Raw genomic sequence first — 17,795 nt, 5'->3', positions numbered from 1 at the left:
ATTGGTGACATCGGCCACCCAGTGCTTCGTCCGCCTGAAGGCGGGACTACTTACCCTTGATGGCAGGCTGTTAGGGACCGTTCTGCCGGGCCGTGCCCGGCGGTGCCGGTGGGGGGCTGTCCGTGGGGTGGGGAGTTTTTGGAGTTGCGGGGACGCTGGCAGGCGGCGCGGCTCTGGAGAGCAGCGCTACTTACTTCTGCCCGATGGCCTTGCGGTAGCGGTCGACGCCATTGACGATGCCGCTGGCGACGGCGGTTTGGTAGGTTTCATTCGCGATCAGGCGGGCCTCGTAGGGATGGGCGATGGAGCCGCACTCGATGAAGATGGCGGGGGCTCCGAGCTGTTCCAGAAGGGGGAGGCGGGAGCGGACGATGCCGAGGTCGGAGGTGTTCCGGCCGAGCTTGTTGACCACACAACTGTGCATGGCGGTGGCGAGGGCGATGCTGAGGTCTTCACTGGCATTGCCGGGCACGGCGGCCTTGTCCTCCTCTTGCAGGGGGCCCTCGATGCCGGGGACGCCGAGGGGGGCGATGACGCGGGTGCGGATGCCGGGTGCCGCGGCATCCGAGCTGAAGCCGAGCGAGATGACGATGGCGTCATGATCGAAGGTGCCGATGCGCTCGAGGCGCCCGGCGATGGAGGGGTTCTCATCCTGGCTGCGGGTGAGTTCGACCTTGAAGCCTCTTGTCTCCAGATCGGTCTTGATCTTGCCGGCGATCTGGAAGGCGAAGCCGGCCTCGGTGCCGAGGTTGTTCTCCTGGCCCGGGGTCTCGCCGCCGAGAACGGGGTCGAGGACGACGGTGCGGAACTCGCGGTTGCCGGCCTGGATGTCGCCGGGGCGCAGGACGGGATCGAGGAGCTTGGAGAGGTCCATGCGCGAGACCATGGCCTGGCCTTCGTGGAGCAGGACCTTCGAGGTGCACTTGAATTTGATGCCGTTGATGAGGACCTCGTCCGAGCCGAGGGTGAGGACCGTCTTTACGTTTTTGTTCTCGAGGGTGACCTTGTCGCCTTCGCGGGTGGGTGGGTTGAAGGCGTAGAATTTGGCGATGGAGTCGGCGGAGACGTGTTCGGCGCCGTCGATGGCGACGGGGGTCCAGTTCCCGGCTCGTTCGGCCGGGGGCTGGATGGGTGGCGCAGGGGCTTCTTCTTGGGAGAAGACAGTGCCGGCCAAGAGGACGGCAAGGAAGGCGGCTATGGGGTTCATGGGGCGGGAATTGCGGGGGGATGGGAGAAGTCATGTGAAAAGGGGGTGAAGGCCCTTCCATGACCCCTCCCCCTGAAGGTGTGGCGGCAGTTACCAAACCTCTTTCTTGACCGCGAAGTAGCCGTAGACCCCCTCGTCCAGATCCCCGAGCACCGCCTCGTTCAGGCCGAGCCCGTCCGAGGTCTTCAGGTCCATCTCGTTCGCGAGGGTCACACCGGCACCGCCCTCCACCCACCAGGTATCGCAGATCCGCCGCTGGGCATGCAGGCCGGCGCGATAGGAGGTGAAATCGATCACCCGTGATTGATTGTTGTCGTCGATGTTCCAGACCCCGCCCGCCGCGCGGACATCCACGCCGAAGCGCCAGTTCTCCGTCGCCTCCCAGGTCGCGGTGAAGGCCGGGCCGATCAGCTGGAAGGTCAGGTCCTCGGTCGGTGCCCAGAGGAAGGCGATGCCGGGGAACAGGGTGTCGTTGCCAAAGGCATCCGTGATGGCCACGCCGGCACCGAGGTAGAAGGAATCGCTGAACTTGTAGCCCGCACCCACCGCCGCATCCACGAAGATGTCGTCGCTGTCGATGTGGTCGAAGTCGGTGGACAGCGAGGGCTTCAGGTAGGCGCCGAAGATCCACGGCGAATCCTTCGCGGAGTGGATCAGGTAGAGCGGCAGTTCCAGCGAGTGCAGGTCCTCATCCTTCAGCGGGAAGCCCGGCAAGATGCCATCGTAGCGCAGGAAGGTGGCTTCATAGCGGAAGAGCGGCAGCAGGGAGAGGTCCGGGCCGAAGTTGATCGGCTTGCTCAGGAAGGTCTGCGCTTCCACCTGCCACAGGTCCAGTTGCCCGTGGCTCTTGTCGAAGTCCATCCCGAAGGCCCCGTAGCCGCTGGCGCGGAAGACATCGAAATACATCAACGGGTTTTCGTCAGGCTCCGGTTCCGCCCCGTGGGCGAAGGGGCTGATCAGGGCGGCGGCGAGAAGAAGGGGTCTTTTGGTCATGGCAACCCGCGTTCCATAACTCACACCTGCTGCAAATGCTAGGAGGGAAATGGAACTTTCCTTCCCTCCGCAACCCGAACGATCGCTCTGTTAGCCTGATTCCGCAATCTTGCGGAGTTCTTCACGCCCAGCTCCAGCGCTCCATCCACCAGCGGTACCTGTCGCCATCCGCCATCACGTGGCCGAGGCCCGGCCAGGGGAGGTGGAAGGCGTAGCAGCGGATGCGCTTCTCGGCGGCCTCGCTCCAGTACTTCTTGCGGGTGACCACGGCGGTCACCGGGTCGTGGTCGAAGGCGATGGTCCAGTTCGGATCCGCGAACATCAGCAGGTGATGGTGCGCGAGGTCCATCAAGTGGAGCAGTTCGTCATTGCCGGAGCGGATGCGGAAGCAGGCATGGCCATCGGTGTGGCCGGGTGCGGCTTCCACCTTCACCAGCCCGCCGAGGACCTCGGTGCCGGGCTTCACCGGACGCAGGTTGGCCTGGAGCGTATCGAAGTGGCCGCGGACTTCCTTGATCATCCCGGGGACCTGTTTCTGGTCGCGCTTGGACTTGGAGAAGTCCGGATTCTCGCTGCGCCAGAAGGAGAGTTCGTCTTCCAGCAGGTAGATCTGTGCGTTCGGGAAGGCCGGCTTGCCATCGCGGACGAAGCCGTTGATGTGGTCCGAGTGGGCGTGGCTGAGGAAGCCGGCGGTGACCTGCTCCGGCGAGATGCCGACCGAGGCCAGGCCGTCGTAGAGCCAGCCCATCTGCGGATTGTTGCCCTTGCCGAAGCCGGCATCGAAAATCGCGATGTCGTTGCCGGAGCGGACGACCAGGATGTTCACGTAAAGCGGGATGGTATCGAGCCGCTCGCCGTGGCGCTCCATCTCCTCCTTCATCTTCGGGCGGGCCTCTTCCGGCCACATCAGGCCGAGGCCCTCGCGGAAGCCCAGATTGCAATCGCTGATCGAAAAAGCTTCCAGCGCGCCGATGCGGAAACGGTAGACGAAAGAGTCCCGGAAGCCCGGCGAGGGCGAGGTATCCTCGGCCACGGCACGGGGAGCGCTGCCGAGGGCGGCCATTCCAGCCAGCGCGGCTCCGACAAAGCCGCGGCGCGAGATTTCAGGGGATCCGGCGGGTGGATTCATGTGAGCGACTTACGCGTCTTCAAACCGGTTTTCATCAGTGAGCGGAAGAAAATGACGAATGAGGAATTTCCGAATGACGAATGGAGCGCCCCGGGAGGGGTGGGATCTCGCCACAAGTCGTTCGTTATTCGGGAATTCTGGATTCGGGATTCAGTCTTTCTTGGCCGTGTAGTCGAAGACCAGCGCCTTCTCCAGCAGCGGCTTGAGCTTCGCGCCGAAAGCCTTGTGGGCCTCGTGCGGCAGGTAGGCTTCCAGGGCGGCCTTGTCCTTGAAGGTCACGAAGAAGCAGTGGGTGAAGCCCTCGTTGAGGCCCTCCACGCTCTCGCTCTTGCCCCACTCGTAGCCGGTGATGGTGTCGATCTTCTTGGGCAACTCGGCGAAGGCCTTCTCGATCTCCTGGACCTGGTCGATGGTCGCCTCGGCCTTGAATTTGAAGAGGACGACGTGGCGGAATTCGTTTTCCGCGACAGCGGCGGTGGCAAGGGCGGCGGACATGGTGGCAATCAGGATGGCTTTGAACATGGGAAGATGCTTGGGGAAGCGGCGAAGCCTGTCAAACATGGGACCGCTTTCCTTGATTCCTGGCAGTAGAAGAATTTGGACCGAGCAGTGGTGTTTTCAGGCAAGGGTAAAATCCGGGTCGGCGAGAAGTTTGTTTAGTATGGTGATCATTTTGCGCATGACGGCGGTGAGCGCGACTTTGGCGGGCTTGCCGGCTTGTAGGAGACGTTGGTAAAAGGCTTTCAGGACGGTGTTGGAGTGCGAGGCCGACACCGCCGCCATGTAGAGGACCTTGCGCACCGCCCCCCTGCCGGCTTGGATCTTGCGCTTGCCGCAGGTGGCGCCGCTGTCCTTGGGATGAGGGACGACGCCCGCGAGACAGGCCACGGTCTTGTCGGGCAAGATGCCGAGTTCGGGGAGGTAGGCCAGCAGGGTGTGGGCGAGGACGGGACCTGCCCCCTTGAGCTGGCGGAGCCGTGCGGACTTGGCGGCAAGCACGGGCGAGGCCGCGACGTGGGCGGCGATACCGGCATCGGCCTGGTCGAGCAGGCGCTGTGTCGCGCGGCGCAGCTTGGTGAGGGTTTTGCGAAGGAAGCCCTCGGCGAGCTCGAGGCGGTTGCCGGTATCGGTGATGAGGTCGACGAGGACGCGCCGTGCTTCGAGCATCTGGCGCAGCACGACGGCCGCGGGATCGGGAGCCACCAGGGCCGGGGGCCGGTGAGTGTCGGCGTAGCTTGCGATGAGGCGGGCATCGATGCGGTCGGTCTTGGCGAGGATGCCTCCGGAGAGCGCGAAATAGCGGACGCGGGCGGGCATGACGACCGATACGGGGATCCCGCGTTGGAGGGCGGTGGCGGCCAACAGCTTCTGGTAGCCAGCGGTGGACTCGCAGACGAGGTGGGGAGCTTCCACGCCGGCGATGGCGGTGAAGAGGTCGTCCAGCCCGCGGGCGGAATTGGCGACCTGCAGGTGGGCTTGGCCGGGGATGTGGACGTCGAGGCGTGCCTTTGACACGTCGATGCCGATGTGGGTAGGTGTATTGCGGTTCATGTCTCAATCTTGCGATGCGGGTTCAAAGACCCATTCAGTGGTTCGAGCATTGAACCGGGAGCGGAAACGAACGGCCATGAGCTCGGTCACGGACTCGAAGGTCCTGGATGGATTCGGCCTGGACGTTTCCGCCGCGGGCGGGGGAGGCCACCCCCGCCCGCGTTCTCCCGGGGCGGCCGCAATGGGATCACACGAGATGGTCCCTGGCGATCCGCCGCGGGTGGCTTCCTCCGACGAGCTTCGTTCCGGCCCATTCTCGGAAGCCACCCGCGGCGGATCCGGGGTCAATAGCGGCATTTCCAAACATACAGGATGGATAAGGTGGATGGGATGCCTGATGATCCTCGTCCCCCTCAGCACTGTTCCAAACCGCCCCTCCAATTCCCATGGCGGGCGCGGCAAATCGGGCGATGCTATCGGGTCATGGAACGTCTTCAAACCCACAGCAAGCTGGTCGGCTACCTGCTCTGGATCTTCGGCTTCACCGGCGCGCACCGCTTCTACTTCGGCCGCCCGGTCACGGGCACCATCTGGCTGCTCACCGGCGGGCTTTTCTTGGTCGGCTGGATCGTGGACTTGTTCTTCATTCCTTGGATGGAGCGTACGGCGGCACGGAGATACACGGCGGGGAGGATCGATTACTCGTTGGCCTGGATTCTTCAGACCTTCCTCGGCCTGTTCGGCATCCATCGCTTCTACATGGGGAAGATTTGGACCGGGGTGCTCTGGCTCTGCACCGGTGGCCTCTTCCTGATCGGATATCTCTATGACTACTGCACGCTGAACGGGCAGATCGACGAGTTGAATGCGGAGGATCGTGAGGTGGTGAGGGGGGCGATGTTGGGGAGGGCATGATTTACGGACGGCTCTAACGCTGGGGGCGCGGAGCCGTCCTTCCTGCGGAGCGGCTGCCGCCCCGGGCATCCAAGTCGGACACCCGGCGCGATCCGCCACGACTATTTCCCGGCCTTCTCCCGGGCCTCCCTGATTGACTCGAGCGTCTGCTCCATGATCGTCGCGGGGACGAAGCTCGGCGGGAAGGAGCGCGGCGGGAACTCCTTGAAGGTCTCCACGAACTTGAAGACTTCATCCATCGCCCCGTAGACCTGACCCACGTGGTTGAGCTGCCAGTCCCAGAAGGTATTCGAGGTGAAGTCGGCCCGCTCGAAGGGATCCTGATAGAGATTGAAGATCTTCTGCAGGCGCAGCTTGGTGAAGGGCTCGGCCCAGACCCCCATCGTGCCCGCGAGACGCTGCTCGGCGTAGACATACTTGTAGTCGCCCTGGCGCATGCCCACGAGCAGGCCGTCGTCGTCCGCATAGAAGAACTTGTCGCGGGCGCTCTTCACGCCGGGATCGTTCGTCACCGTGCCGCTGACCGTGCGTAGGAAGGTCGATTGGTCGTAGCCGTCGAGGTGGACCTTGTAGTGGATGCCATTGGCCGTGTAGCCCTTCTTGCATTTGCCGACGATGTCCGGTTCGCCGGCGAAGGCGCAGAGGGTCGGGATCCAGTCGTTGTGGCTCATCAGCTCGCCGGTCACCGTGCCAGGCTTGATCACACCGGGGTAGCGCACCAGGCAGGGGACGCGGAAGGCACCTTCCCAGTTGGTGTTCTTCTCGGAGCGGAAGTGGGTCATCGCCCCGTCCGGCCAGGTATTCATGTGCGGGCCGTTGTCGCTTGAGTAGACCACGATGGTGTTGTCGGCGATGCCGAGGTCGTCGAGGGACTTGAGGATCGAGCCGATGGTTTCATCGTGCTCGATCATGCCGTCGATGTATTCGCTATCGCCGTGCTTGTAGCGGCCGCGGTGCTCGGCGCGGACGTGCGTGCGCAGGTGCATGCGGGTCGCGTTGAACCAGCAGAAGAAGGGTTTGTTGGCGGCATGCTGGCGCTTGATGAAGTCGATGGCCGCGGCGGAGGTTTCGTCATCCACGGTCTCCATCCGCTTCTTGGTCAGGGGGCCGGTGTCCTCGATCGTCTGCTTGCCGATCTTGCCGAAGCGCGCGTCCTCGGTCGGGTTGTCCACTTCGCTCGCCTTGCACTTCAGCACCCCGCGCGGGCTGAATTTCGCGAGGTAGGCCGGGTCCTTCGGGTAGTCGGGCAACTCGGGCTCTTCCTCGGCATTGAGGTGGTAGAGGTTGCCGAAGAACTCGTCGAAGCCATTGACCGTCGGCAGGGACGGATTGCGGTCGCCGAGGTGGTTCTTGCCGAACTGGCCGGTGACGTAGCCGAGGTTCTTGAGCAGGCCGCCGATGGAGGGGTCGAGCTGGCTCATGCCCATCGGCGCGCCGGGGAAGCCGACCTTGGTCAAGCCGGTGCGGATGCCGTGCTGGCCGGTCAGGAAGGCGGCCCGGCCGGCGGTGCAACTCTGCTCCCCGTAGTAGTGCAGGAAGCGGGCGCCTTCCTTGGCCAGGCGGTCGAGGTTCGGTGTGCTGTAGCCCATCAGCCCGTCGCTATAGGCGCTGATGTTGGTGACCCCGACGTCATCGCCCCAGAGGACGAGGATGTTCGGCTTCTTTTCCTGAGCGGACGCTGCCGCGATGGCTAACAGGCCGCAAGCGAGCGCGGCGATTCGGTGTTTGGTTTTCATGGTGGGACACGTGTCTTTTATGGTTGAGGAAGCGGGATTCATTTGACCGGCTGCGGCTCCGGGAACTTCCAGGTGCCATCGAGGATCTCCTGGCGCGGGCGATAGAGCCGTACCGTGTAGTTCCAGCCGGGCATGACCGGCAGGTAGTTCGGCGCTTTCGCGTTATCCCCGCCGAAGAGGATGGTGACGGAGCCATCTTCGCCCTTCTTGGCGGTGATGTTGTTGAGCGAATAGGCGTTGGCCTTGTTCGGCTCGAAGTAGCCCTTCGCGTTGTAAACGCTGACCGACCAGAAGGCGTCCACGGGAACATCCTTCACCACGAGCTTGTAGGCGGTCTTGCCGTCATTGGCAGGCGGCGTGATGCTGAGATAAGAGGCGTCCTTGTCGGGATTGCCACCCCAGCCCGCGGCGGTTCCGATCAGGTGGCGGATCGGGTCGACCTGTTCCTTGGTGCCGAAGGCATGGTCGAAAGTGGGAATCGTGGAGGCGAGGACCAGCAGGGCATCCCGCACCTTCTTCTGGCTGGCCTGATCCCAGGCCGGGGCCTCGAAGCCGCCGAGGCTCTCCTGCTTGACTTGGATCGCGTCCTGCAAGGCATGCACCTGCTTGATATCCGCCGGGTCCGCCGGATCCACGAAGGTCCGGACGGCGGCGACCATGTAGCGGGTGCCGGCCTTCTCCCGGGTAAAGGTGTGGGAACCCGCGCCGTAAGCCACCTCCACCACGTAGTGATCCTGGTTAATCGCCAGCAGTGACATGAAGCGCTTGCCGGGGTCCGGCATGGTGATGGTCACGGGCGAAGCCTCAAGGTCGAAGACGGCCGAGGAATAGAGCGTGTCCCGGTTCAGCCGGATGACGGTTTGCTTTTCGACGTCGGCAGGCTCTCGCCGGTGGTTGAACTTGCCCATCACGCCGCCGCTGTCCTTGAGAAGTCCGCCGAGATACAAGTCGGTCTCGGCGCGGGCGAAGTTGTCCACCGTGACCGGCATGCCTTCCGCATGGCTGTTAGGGGAGGGAAGTAGCGCGAGCATTACCGCCAGCGCGAGGTAGGTGAGTTTGGTTTTCATGGTATGGTCTCCTTCTATGGATATGGTTGCTGATCACTTCACTTCCTCCACGTCCGGCAGCTTCCACTTCTGCTCGAAGAGCTCCTTCTTCGGGCCGTAGAGGCGGAACAGGAGTTCGAACTGCCGCTTGGGATCGGTCGGGCACCCAGTTGGATCTCTTGCCCTCGGGTGGGGCCGGGCCGAAGTAGGTGTCCACCGAGCCGTCCGGATTCTTCTGCACCGCGAGAACGACCGCGCTTGCCGGGATGCGATGGCGGTCCATGCTCTCGCCCGGCTCTGCTCTATGTTGTTCTCTCATGGTATGGATAGGATTCGGGCGGTCAGAATTTGAGGCTCAAGTTCAGCATTCCCACATCGCCTTCGAGCAGGCGCTCGTTGTCGAACTCGTGGACCCAGCGGGCGTTCATGCTGAAGTCGGAATCGCCCAGTTTGGTCGAGTAGGTGAGGATCGGGCCCACGCCGAAGGCCCGCCCGCTGAAGCCATTCAGGCGGTCCGCGGTCGGCCCGTCGTCATCGGTCAACTGGTCCATCCAACTGCCGACGATGCCGATGCCGAAGCCATTGTGGAACCGCTTGATCGCGGTGAACTCGAGGTCGGAGACGATTCCGTTCTGATAGTCCGTGGCGTCGTTCTCCGTGTAGAATTGCAGGCCCCACTGTGCGGTCAGCTCGATGTTCGGACCCGGCAGGATCTTGGTGTACGCGATCGTAGGGATGAAGGTCCAGTTGTTCAGGCTGAGGTTCGCGAGCTGCCCTTCCTCATACTCTCCGGTCGGTGCCCAGACCGTGAGGCCGAAGGACATGTGATCGGTCTTGCTGAAGTGATAGCTGGCGATGATCGGGGTGATCGCGATGTCGAAGAGCCCGGTCTTGTCATCGCTGCGCTGCCCGAGGAGGGGGCCTGCTGAAACCGAGGCCTCCACGTCCACGTAGGCAATTGGCAGGGTGATCCCGGAGGCGAAATTCCAGCACTCCGAGTGCGTGTTCCAAATGTACATCAGGGTCAGCGGTGTGAAGGAAAAGGTCCCCTCCACATCCAACGCCAGATTCCCGTGGATGGGGATGGGGCGGCTGCCGCCGATGTCGCCGTTGTAGTAGGTCTCTCCGACCGCGACCATCCAGCCCGGATACGGGGGGATGAGCCCTTGGTAGGGCATGACGGAGGTGCCGGAGACACTGCGGCCCATGGCACCCTCCAAGGCAAAGGCAGGAGAGGCCGCGATGGCCGCGATGGTTAAAACCAGGTGGGATGTTTTCATGGTGGCTGCTACGTTCTTGAGGAGGGGATGATTAGCCCTTGGGAAAGAGGAAGGTGACGCCGAAGCGGAGCCCCCACTCGGCGCCGCCGTCGGGTTTCTCCAGGTTGTAGCGGACGCCGCCGAAGAACTGGACCGGCTGGGAGCCGAGCTTGACGAGCTGGCTGACGACGAGGTTGACCGGCACGTTCCACTGCTCGCGCTGCCAATCGTAGGAGGCCTCCAGATTCACGGAGTAGGTGGTGGCCTGCTTGGTGGTGTAGGAGAGGAAGGGCTGGAGGAAGGTGGCATTCACGGCGGCCCGGTCGTCATCGCCCGCGAAGTCCCAGAGGTGGTTCGCGAGCGCGCCGTAGGTCCAGCCGTCGTGCTGCTTGAGGACCACCAGGGTGGGTCCCGCGCCCCACTTCTCCCCGCCGAGCACCGAGTCCGTGGCGGTCGGAATCAGGAAGACCGGCCCGAAGCCCCAGATGAAAGGCTCCGGATCCTTCGGCGAGAAGAAGAAGCTCTGCGTGATGTCTCCGACCCCGAACTCATCGCTCGCGCCGCCGAGGGCGATCCCTTGCTGGTCGATCACCGGCAGGATGGTGCGGGAGATCACGGTCCAATCCTCATTCAACGTGAAGGGAATGACCGGCTGGATGTTCAGCGTGAACTTCGTCCCACCCCCAGGCCCCAGGCCGAAGTCGAGATTCCCCTGGAGGGGGACGCTGATCAGCGCTGCGACGGGGTTGCTGAGCTGCTTCGCGAGGTCCGCATCTTCAGCGGCGGCGGGAAGGATCGCGGCGAAGGCGATCAAGGAAGGCAGGATGGTTTTCATGGTGGTTTGTTAGATCGAATCAGCGGCGGATGATCACCACGGGCCGTGCTCCGACGTAGGGGCCGTAGTAGCCGTACCAGCCATAGGCCGCATCCCGGCTCATCTCGGCGGCGGCGTAGTTGTCCGCGGCGATCCGGCGCTGCACCGCGAGCTGCTGGTAGCGCTGGTAGGCCTGCTCGTTGCCGACGTAGGCGAGCCCCTTCTTCTCGTCCTTGTAGGCGTAGATGACCTTCCCCTGGTAGGTCGCGCGGTGGACCTTGTAGGGCGGGAGCTGGTTGTAGAGGTTCTGCTGCTTCGGATTCTCCGGCGTGCGGCTGACGAAGCCGGCGGCGGAGAGCAGCGGCTCGGTGCTGGGGGCTCCCATGCTGGCGCAGCCGCTGGACAGGACGCCGCAAACCGCGGCGGACAGGGCGAGTAACAGGATGACAATGCGTTTCATGGTGGTCTGTTAGGTTCGGGATTTCACGATCAAGCAGCCCTCAACGCCGGCGGAACCCTCCGCCTCCGCCGCGATGGAACCCACCGCCGGCACCCCCGCGGTTGAAGCCGCCGCCGCCTTGATTGAAGGAGCGTTGCTGCTGGAATTGGCGGGTGCGCTGCTCGCCCCGGTCGCGGGTCGCGGGTCGCGGGTCGCGGGTCGCGGCTTCGCGGTTGAGACGGTTATGCACCTCGTCCGGCTCGGTCACATGTCGTGCCGGGAGATCGGGCTTCCGCTCGCCCGCACCGCCGCCTCCGGGACGTGTCGGGGGAATCGGTTGCCGTTCACCGCTCCCGCCGCCACCCGGCCGCGGCTCGAGTGCGGGATTTCTCTCCCCGCCACCGCCTGCTCCGGGGCGATCCGGATAGCCGGGAGGCGTGTGCCGCGTTTGCCCGGTGATGAAGCCATTCCGGTCCGGCTGCGGATGCGGGCCGGGCTCCGGCTTGGGAGGGTTGATGCCGCTGGCATTGTGCCCCGCGGGTTGCCATCCGCCGTTGTCCCACTTGCTCCATTGGCCGTCATCCTTGCGATACACGTTGCCATCGTGCCCGGCGTAGAAATCGCCGTTGTGTACGGCCATCCCGCCGCTGCCTTGGTCGCTCCAGTGGAAGCGGCCCGCACCGTTCGAGCCTTTCCATGCCGCCGCCCCGCCGTCCGGCCCGACCACGTGGGCGGACTCCACCCACTTGTTGCCGCGGCTCGCCGCGGAGGCGCCCCACTGCGCGTAGCCGTTGTTCCCCTGGTGCGTGACCCAACCGGTGCCGGTGCGCGGATTGTAGGCACCCGCGACCGTGCGGCCACCGTAGGGTCCCTCGACATGCGCGGCGCGCCCGTAGCGACCGGTCGCCGGATTGTACCAAGCGGCCCGGCCTGCCGATGCATACGGCCCGTAGACCCTCTCGCCCACCGCGTAGCCGCCGGTCCAGCGATTGTAGGCCGCGGCACAGCCGTAGCTGTAGTGATACGGATAGTAGGCCGGGTAGTGGCCCCACCAGCCGACGTAGGGCGGGTAGTAGTAGCCGGTGCCCCAGACCAGGCACTCGCCCAGCGCCAGCCCCGCGACGAAGGCGCCGAAGTAGCCTGCCGTGTAGCTGCAAGTGACCTGGTCATCGCTGTCGTCCTTGTCCTCCTCCACATGCACGTAGGTCACCCGGTAGACCGGCGATGAAGGCGGGATCGTGTAGACCGCATCCGGCACGTCCTTGCAGATGGCCCATGGCCCCGTGGCGGACACCGAGACGAACCACACCGCGTCCTGGCAGAGGTAATACTTGTCCGCATACTCGATCACATCCGAGGAGGTGTTAGACGCATACTTGAGCGGCGTGTCCTCGATCCGCTTGAAGGCAGGATCGCCATGATAGCTCACCTTCGCTTTCGCCTCCGCCTCCTTGATCTTCACCACGGCTTCCACCGGCACGGAGGCCAGGATCACCGCATCCTCCGCTTCATCCGTGCCGGGCACGGAGGCCAGCACACCGACGGGGCCGTCCTCCGGGATCCGCTTGAAATCCTCCGGCAGCTTGTTGCCCGCGTAGGTCCATGCCTCCCCGAGCTTCGGCGCGCTGAACCAGCGGCCGCTGACCAGGAAGTAAACGCTGCCATCCGCTTCGTTCTGGAAGACCTTGCTCTCCGTGTTGTTCGCCCACGCGAGCTTGGTGCCCTCGATCTTCTCCCACACCGGTTCCCCTTGGAAGACGATCAGCTCGGCCGGCTTGTCCGAGTAATACACCTTCGGCAGGATCATGCCTTTCTTCACGGTCCAAGGGACTTCCTGCTTCACGTGCTGCCAGGTATCGTCATCCGGCAGCTTGCCGAACTCCGCCGGGATCGACTCCGCGATCGTCCATGGTCCCGCGACGTCCTTCGCGGTCAGCCATTCATCGCCGGAAAGCAGGTAGTAGCTGGCAGCCGTTTCGTCGAAGAGCAGGTCCCAGTTCGTGTTGACGACGAATTTCAGTGTCGTGTTGTCGATCGGCGCGAGCACCGGCTTGCCCTCGACCATCAGGATCATCGCGGGCGTCGTGCTGATGAAGATCGGCGGCGGCTCCATCCTCACGTTCACCGGATCGCCCGCGCCCTTGGAGAGCTTCACGCCCGCCAGCAAGCGGTCGAGCGAGACGGTGAGCGGGCCCGTCGGCAGGGTCTCCTTGAGCATCGCTTCAAGACGCGTGGACTCCTCCGGTTTCACCGCGGTGAAGTGCGCCGCGTCCACCTTCAGGTTGCGGATCACCACGGTGCGACTCTCCTTGTCGGTGGTGGTTTCCCCGCTCACTTCGGCCACCCCCAGCGCAGCCGTTTCACCGGCAGGCTTGAGGGAAACGGCGAGGCGGGCGTGCAGCACGCGGTAGCCTTCCCATTCGTCGATCTGCGGCTGGTAGCAGGTGATCTGGACCTTGTTGCGCGTGACCTCGCGCGGCCACCCCGCGTCCTGCGGCGGCGACGGTTCGGCAGTGTCGGGCGTCTCGACCGACCAAGCGGGGACAGTCGAGGCGATGACCATGGCACCGAGCCACGGCAGCCCGCGATGGATGCGGGAATCGGATTTCGTTTTCATCGGTTTGGGACAAGGATGGACATGAGTTCGGGTCAGGCGGCATCGAGATGCGGGCGCATGGCATCGATCAGCAGTTGTCCGGCGAAGGGCTTGGTGAAGTAGGCGACGGCGCCCGCCTTCAGGGCCCGCTCGCGCAGAAAGGGCCGGTCGTGCCCGGTGATGAAGATCGCGGGGCAGCTCAGCCCCTGATCTTCCCGGCGCTGATGGAGATCGAAGCCCGACATCCCCGGCAGGTGGATATCCAGGATCAGGAACACGGCGCTCTCCCAGCGGTCCGAGTCCAGGAACTCCTCCGCCGACCCGAAGGAACGCGCGTGCCAGCCGGAGGTCAGGAGCAAGCGCTCGATCGCCCGGCTGCTGCCGGTATCGTCATCGACGACAATGATCTCGCGATTCCCCTCCACCATGCCGGACACGATGGGAAACGGCTCCGCTCTTGGGAATTCGTACTAGGGGCGGATATGCTTGCCCTTTGGTGCAATGTTCGCATGCACCCGTCGATGCCGTGACTTCACGGCCTAACCGGGAAGTTAATGGGATACGGCGAATGCCGGTCCGTTCAACTCGTCCGCCATGTGCACCAATTCGGCGAGGGACAGCGCTCCCATCTTCGTCATCACCCGCGCGCGATGCGCCTTCACCGTGCGCTCCGCGGAGCCGACCTCCGCGGTGATTTGCTTGTTCGGCTGGCCGGCGATCACCCGCCGGTAGACCTGGTATTCGGCATGGGTGAGCGTGGCCAGGCGCATCGCGAGATCGCGCCGTCTTTCCGTCGCCGCCCACGTGCCGGCGTCCCGCGCGAAGGCCGCAGCTACCGTGGCCAGAAGGACTTCCGCGCGCACCGGCTTGGTCAGGAAGTCGAAGGCGCCCGCCTTGATCGCGGCCACGCTCATCGGGATATCGCCATGACCGGTCAGGAAGATCACCGGCAGCAGCTCGGCCTGCCGCACCAGCGCCTGGTAGACTTCGAGGCCGCTCGCCCCCCCCGGCATCCGGATGTCCAGCAGCAGGCAGCCGCGCAGCGGACCCTCCCGCGCCAGCAGGAACTCGCCCGCCGAGGCGAAGCTACGCACCTCGTGATCCGCTGTCCGCAGCAAACGCGTCACGGAAGTCCGCAACGAGGCGTCGTCATCGATCACATAAACGATCTGGCGGGATAGATCGGCCTTGCTCATGTGCGTGTTATTCGTCGTGAACGGGCAGCATTAATCTAAAAGTCGCCCCTCCGCCAGCATTGTTCTCAGCGGTCAGCCGGCCGCCGTGGGCCTCGGCGATCGAACGCGCCAGAGCCAGGCCTAGGCCCATGCCCTGCTCCTTCGTCGTGTAAAAGGAATCGAAGATCCGCTCCCGCGCCGCGGGCGACATCCCGTGCCCGTTGTCCTCCACGCTGGTTTCGACCCACATGCCGCCGTGCCGCGCGGAACGGACGATCAGCCGGCGGTTGGAGAGGGGTACTCCTTTGAGCGCGTCCATCGCGTTGAGCAGCAGGTTCAGCATCACCTGCTCGATCTGCACGCGGTCGCCGGAGATCATCGGCAGATTCAGCGCGTATTCGCTCGTGATGCTCACGCCGTGCCGCTGGCAATCGTGCTCCACCATCCGGATCGCATCGCCCAGCAGTTCGTTCAAATACAGAGGTGCCATTTGCATCTCGTGCTTGCCGACCAAGGTGCGCACCCGTTTGATCACCTCGCTGGCGCGGATGTCGTCCCGGCGGATATCGGCCAGGATCTGGCGCAATTCGGCGAGCGATGGCGTATCGCTCTTCAATAGGATTTCGGCCGTCTCGGCATTGTTCAAGATCGCCCCGAGCGGCTGGTTCACCTCGTGGGAGATCGATGCGGTGAGCTCGCCCAGGATCGCCAGCCGCGTTGCCTGCACCAAGCTCTGCCGTGCCTCGTCCATCTCCCGCTGCACGGTGATGTCGCTGCTCATCACCACGAAGCAGGGCTCCCCGCCCAGCGGGATCAGCACGCAGGTCATGCTCATCCAGCGCAGCTTGCCACCGGGGAGATTCACCGGCTGCTCGAAGCCGTTCAGGGACTCGCCCGACTCCAGGAAAATCTTGAACCGCTCGCCAGCTTCACGGCTGGCGATCAAGCCCAGCTCGACCGGTGTGCTGCCGATCGCCTGGTCCCGCCCGATCTCGAAAAACCGCTCCCAGCTCGGGTTCACATCCACCAGCCGTCCGTCCGACTGCCGGATGATTCCGATCGCCGCCGGACTGCCGCGGAAGACCCCGGAGAAGCGCTCTTCCGACTGCCGCAGCGCCTCCTGCGCATGCCAGCGCCGGGTAATGTCCCGCCCGATCGATTGGAACTCCTTGATCACTCCCTTCTCATCGATCACCGGGTAGTCGACCCATTCCATCCGGATCTCCTTGCCGTCGATCTCGATGGTGTGTTCGTGCGGATACGGCTGCTGTGTTTCGATCATCTTGCGCAGCCCCTCCTTCGCCATCCGGTGTTGCTCCTTCGGCAGCATTTCCAGGAATGCGGCGCCCACGATCTCCTCGCGCGGTTTCCCGAAGTGGCGGCAGAAAGCATCGTTCACGAAGGTGCACGTGGAGTCCGGCAGGTAGCGGCAGACCATCTCGTGCTGCGTCTCCACCACCTCGCGATAGCGTTCGTTGCCCAGCCTCACCTCATCCTCCGCCAACTGCCGGCGGCGCCTCTGGACCAGCAATGCGGTGATCATCAGGGACTGGCACAGCACCGCGAAGCTGATCCCCGCGATGACCCGCGGATGCTCGTCCCACATACTTCCCTTCGCCGGGGACGCATCCGCAGCCTGCGCCACGCCACAGAAAGCCAGGAGTGCCGCAAGCCACACCAGCCCGCGGACCGATCGCGTGTCCCTCCCTGCCTTTCCAGCCGTAAAGGTCATCGGTAGATATCCTGTAGCCACTCCGGCCCCGAATGACATCTCTTTTCTGGGAAGAAGAGATGAGTCGGACTTTGCCTTACAAGAACCCCGACGCCCTTTCTCGCGACGAAGAGTTGCCGCAATCGAAAATTGCGTGAGATTCGCCGATCCTTCCCAATCGTCACGAACCATCCCGCCATCACGATGAGACCATTACTATCCTCCCTGCTCGCCAGCTTCCTCCTTCTCTCCGCATCCGCCGCGGACATCCCCGGATCAAAAGACCCCGCCGGCCTCAAGCGCTACGAGGGCTCCAATCTCATCGGCTTCCAAGCTCCGAAGCAGGACGAATATTTCCTCTCGAAAGGCAAGACCCGGGAATTCGGGAAAGTGAATCCCTTCGGTGAGGAGTCCCAAAAGCTGGAAGGCCTCCTTTCGCGCTATACCTACCTCGTTCCGGATGCCGGGCGCACCGCCTTCGAGGTCTTCGCCAACTACAAAACGGAGTTCGGGAAGCTCGGATTGGAAATCGCTTACGCCCCCGATCCCGACGATGACGGGTGGTTCGGTCCCACCTATTCGCAGTGGGAGGACCAGGCGAAACTCGGCCAGATCCTCGAATACAACGAGGCGGAGGAACGCTACCTCATCGCCAAAACCAAGGACGCCAACCCCACCTACTACGTCCTCTTCGTCACCTCCTACAAGGACGGCATCATCCCTCCATCGCTCGAAGGAAAGGTGGAGAAGAAGATGCCCCTCGTGCAGCTCGACATCATCGCCCCGGCCACTGTCGAGGAGCGGATGACCCTCGTGAAGGCGGAGGAAATGCAGCGCAAGATCGACGCCGATGGCGGGATCGCGCTCTACGGGATCCTCTTCGATTTCAACAAGGACTCCCTCAAACCCGAGTCCACTCCCACGCTTGAGCAGATCGCCGAACTCCTCAAAAGCCAACCGGGCCTCAAGCTCTACGTCGTCGGCCACACCGACCGCGTCGGCGCCCTCGATTTCAACCAGGACTTCTCCCAGCGCCGCGCAAAATCGGTCGTGAAGGAACTCGTCACCACCTACAAGATCTCCTCGGACCGTCTCGCCTCTGCCGGCGTCGCCTTCCTCGCGCCGGTGGCTCGGAACAGCACCGATGAGGGGCGCGCGAAGAACCGTCGGGTGGTGCTGATCCCGCAGGAGAAGTAGTCTTTTGCCTAGGCCTTGAGACAAAATATGCGAACCTGCTAGCTTGCGGAATTAGCGGGGGACTATAGAGGAGCAAGGGTGACTCAC

Annotated in this window: 16 protein-coding genes and 1 pseudogene; 2 read left to right on the top strand and 15 right to left on the bottom strand. The window is 63.8% G+C overall.

What is annotated here, in order from left to right:
• Positions 1–190: 190 nt before the first annotated feature.
• The 5 genes from ABWK72_RS21600 to ABWK72_RS21580 all read right to left on the bottom strand — a co-directional run bounded on the left by ABWK72_RS21600 (position 191) and on the right by ABWK72_RS21580 (position 4,880).
• Positions 191–1,207 (bottom strand): N-acetylmuramoyl-L-alanine amidase, encoded by a 1,017-nt coding sequence (locus ABWK72_RS21600; protein WP_367871653.1) that lies wholly within the window; start codon positions 1,205–1,207, stop codon positions 191–193.
• Positions 1,208–1,297: 90 nt separating this feature from the next.
• Positions 1,298–2,200, bottom strand: coding sequence for a DUF6268 family outer membrane beta-barrel protein (locus tag ABWK72_RS21595; protein WP_367871652.1), 903 nt, complete (start codon positions 2,198–2,200; stop codon positions 1,298–1,300).
• A 121-nt stretch (positions 2,201–2,321) separates the two neighbouring features.
• The gene (locus tag ABWK72_RS21590; protein ID WP_367871651.1) at positions 2,322–3,329 is read right to left on the bottom strand and encodes an MBL fold metallo-hydrolase; all 1,008 of its coding nucleotides are present in this window, start codon (positions 3,327–3,329) and stop codon (positions 2,322–2,324) included.
• A gap of 150 nt (positions 3,330–3,479) precedes the next feature.
• Complete coding sequence (locus tag ABWK72_RS21585) at positions 3,480–3,851, bottom strand: Dabb family protein (RefSeq protein ID WP_367871650.1); 372 nt, start codon at positions 3,849–3,851, stop codon at positions 3,480–3,482.
• A 96-nt stretch (positions 3,852–3,947) separates the two neighbouring features.
• Positions 3,948–4,880, bottom strand: coding sequence for an IS110 family transposase (locus ABWK72_RS21580; protein WP_367871649.1), 933 nt, complete (start codon positions 4,878–4,880; stop codon positions 3,948–3,950).
• Positions 4,881–5,303: 423 nt separating this feature from the next.
• Between ABWK72_RS21580 and ABWK72_RS21575 the strand changes: the two genes are divergently transcribed.
• A complete protein-coding gene (locus ABWK72_RS21575) occupies positions 5,304–5,735 on the top strand; it encodes an NINE protein (protein WP_367871648.1) in 432 nt (143 codons plus the stop codon).
• 101 nt (positions 5,736–5,836) lie between these two features.
• Here ABWK72_RS21575 and ABWK72_RS21570 read toward each other — a convergent pair whose 3' ends face one another.
• The 10 genes and pseudogenes from ABWK72_RS21570 to ABWK72_RS21525 form a co-directional block, all read right to left on the bottom strand.
• A complete protein-coding gene (locus tag ABWK72_RS21570; RefSeq protein ID WP_367871647.1) occupies positions 5,837–7,471 on the bottom strand; it encodes an arylsulfatase in 1,635 nt (544 codons plus the stop codon).
• 38 nt (positions 7,472–7,509) lie between these two features.
• Complete coding sequence (locus ABWK72_RS21565; protein ID WP_367875366.1) at positions 7,510–8,502, bottom strand: DUF1214 domain-containing protein; 993 nt, start codon at positions 8,500–8,502, stop codon at positions 7,510–7,512.
• A gap of 69 nt (positions 8,503–8,571) precedes the next feature.
• A pseudogene (locus ABWK72_RS21560) lies at positions 8,572–8,758 on the bottom strand (DUF1214 domain-containing protein); the annotation flags it as partial.
• 100 nt (positions 8,759–8,858) lie between these two features.
• Entirely contained in the window at positions 8,859–9,797 is a 939-nt protein-coding gene (locus tag ABWK72_RS21555; protein ID WP_367871646.1) for a transporter, read from the bottom strand.
• Between the two features lie 31 nt (positions 9,798–9,828).
• Entirely contained in the window at positions 9,829–10,611 is a 783-nt protein-coding gene (locus ABWK72_RS21550; protein WP_367871645.1) for a transporter, read from the bottom strand.
• A gap of 19 nt (positions 10,612–10,630) precedes the next feature.
• Positions 10,631–11,050 (bottom strand): hypothetical protein, encoded by a 420-nt coding sequence (locus ABWK72_RS21545; RefSeq protein ID WP_367871644.1) that lies wholly within the window; start codon positions 11,048–11,050, stop codon positions 10,631–10,633.
• A gap of 40 nt (positions 11,051–11,090) precedes the next feature.
• On the bottom strand, positions 11,091–13,646 hold the full coding sequence (locus ABWK72_RS21540; protein ID WP_367871643.1) for a hypothetical protein: 2,556 nt from the start codon (positions 13,644–13,646) through the stop codon (positions 11,091–11,093).
• Positions 13,647–13,678: 32 nt separating this feature from the next.
• The gene (locus tag ABWK72_RS21535) at positions 13,679–14,053 is read right to left on the bottom strand and encodes a response regulator transcription factor (protein WP_367871642.1); all 375 of its coding nucleotides are present in this window, start codon (positions 14,051–14,053) and stop codon (positions 13,679–13,681) included.
• Between the two features lie 123 nt (positions 14,054–14,176).
• A complete protein-coding gene (locus tag ABWK72_RS21530; RefSeq protein WP_367871641.1) occupies positions 14,177–14,821 on the bottom strand; it encodes a response regulator transcription factor in 645 nt (214 codons plus the stop codon).
• Positions 14,822–14,828: 7 nt separating this feature from the next.
• Positions 14,829–16,532 (bottom strand): PAS domain S-box protein, encoded by a 1,704-nt coding sequence (locus ABWK72_RS21525; RefSeq protein ID WP_367871640.1) that lies wholly within the window; start codon positions 16,530–16,532, stop codon positions 14,829–14,831.
• A gap of 183 nt (positions 16,533–16,715) precedes the next feature.
• Between ABWK72_RS21525 and ABWK72_RS21520 the strand changes: the two genes are divergently transcribed.
• Entirely contained in the window at positions 16,716–17,708 is a 993-nt protein-coding gene (locus tag ABWK72_RS21520) for an OmpA family protein (RefSeq protein ID WP_367871639.1), read from the top strand.
• Positions 17,709–17,795 lie beyond the last annotated feature (87 nt).

The sequence above is a fragment of the Luteolibacter sp. Populi genome (assembly GCF_040801775.1).
Taxonomy (GTDB): domain Bacteria; phylum Verrucomicrobiota; class Verrucomicrobiia; order Verrucomicrobiales; family Akkermansiaceae; genus Haloferula.
This window is presented reverse-complemented; position numbering and strand designations above follow the sequence as displayed.

Excerpts from the sequence above, each read along its gene's own strand:
- ABWK72_RS21545 (WP_367871644.1), bottom strand. The coding sequence starts at position 11,050 with ATGAAACGCATTGTCATCCTGTTACTCGCCCTGTCCGCCGCGGTTTGC.
- ABWK72_RS21580 (WP_367871649.1), bottom strand. The coding sequence starts at position 4,880 with ATGAACCGCAATACACCTACCCACATCGGCATCGACGTGTCAAAGGCA.
- ABWK72_RS21525 (WP_367871640.1), bottom strand. The coding sequence starts at position 16,532 with ATGACCTTTACGGCTGGAAAGGCAGGGAGGGACACGCGATCGGTCCGC.
- ABWK72_RS21595 (WP_367871652.1), bottom strand. The coding sequence starts at position 2,200 with ATGACCAAAAGACCCCTTCTTCTCGCCGCCGCCCTGATCAGCCCCTTC.
- ABWK72_RS21555 (WP_367871646.1), bottom strand. The coding sequence starts at position 9,797 with ATGAAAACATCCCACCTGGTTTTAACCATCGCGGCCATCGCGGCCTCT.
- ABWK72_RS21535 (WP_367871642.1), bottom strand. The coding sequence starts at position 14,053 with ATGGTGGAGGGGAATCGCGAGATCATTGTCGTCGATGACGATACCGGC.
- ABWK72_RS21570 (WP_367871647.1), bottom strand. The coding sequence starts at position 7,471 with ATGAAAACCAAACACCGAATCGCCGCGCTCGCTTGCGGCCTGTTAGCC.
- ABWK72_RS21600 (WP_367871653.1), bottom strand. The coding sequence starts at position 1,207 with ATGAACCCCATAGCCGCCTTCCTTGCCGTCCTCTTGGCCGGCACTGTC.
- ABWK72_RS21550 (WP_367871645.1), bottom strand. The coding sequence starts at position 10,611 with ATGAAAACCATCCTGCCTTCCTTGATCGCCTTCGCCGCGATCCTTCCC.
- ABWK72_RS21530 (WP_367871641.1), bottom strand. The coding sequence starts at position 14,821 with ATGAGCAAGGCCGATCTATCCCGCCAGATCGTTTATGTGATCGATGAC.
- ABWK72_RS21590 (WP_367871651.1), bottom strand. The coding sequence starts at position 3,329 with ATGAATCCACCCGCCGGATCCCCTGAAATCTCGCGCCGCGGCTTTGTC.
- ABWK72_RS21575 (WP_367871648.1), top strand. The coding sequence starts at position 5,304 with ATGGAACGTCTTCAAACCCACAGCAAGCTGGTCGGCTACCTGCTCTGG.
- ABWK72_RS21585 (WP_367871650.1), bottom strand. The coding sequence starts at position 3,851 with ATGTTCAAAGCCATCCTGATTGCCACCATGTCCGCCGCCCTTGCCACC.
- ABWK72_RS21520 (WP_367871639.1), top strand. The coding sequence starts at position 16,716 with ATGAGACCATTACTATCCTCCCTGCTCGCCAGCTTCCTCCTTCTCTCC.
- ABWK72_RS21565 (WP_367875366.1), bottom strand. The coding sequence starts at position 8,502 with ATGCTCGCGCTACTTCCCTCCCCTAACAGCCATGCGGAAGGCATGCCG.
- ABWK72_RS21540 (WP_367871643.1), bottom strand. The coding sequence starts at position 13,646 with ATGAAAACGAAATCCGATTCCCGCATCCATCGCGGGCTGCCGTGGCTC.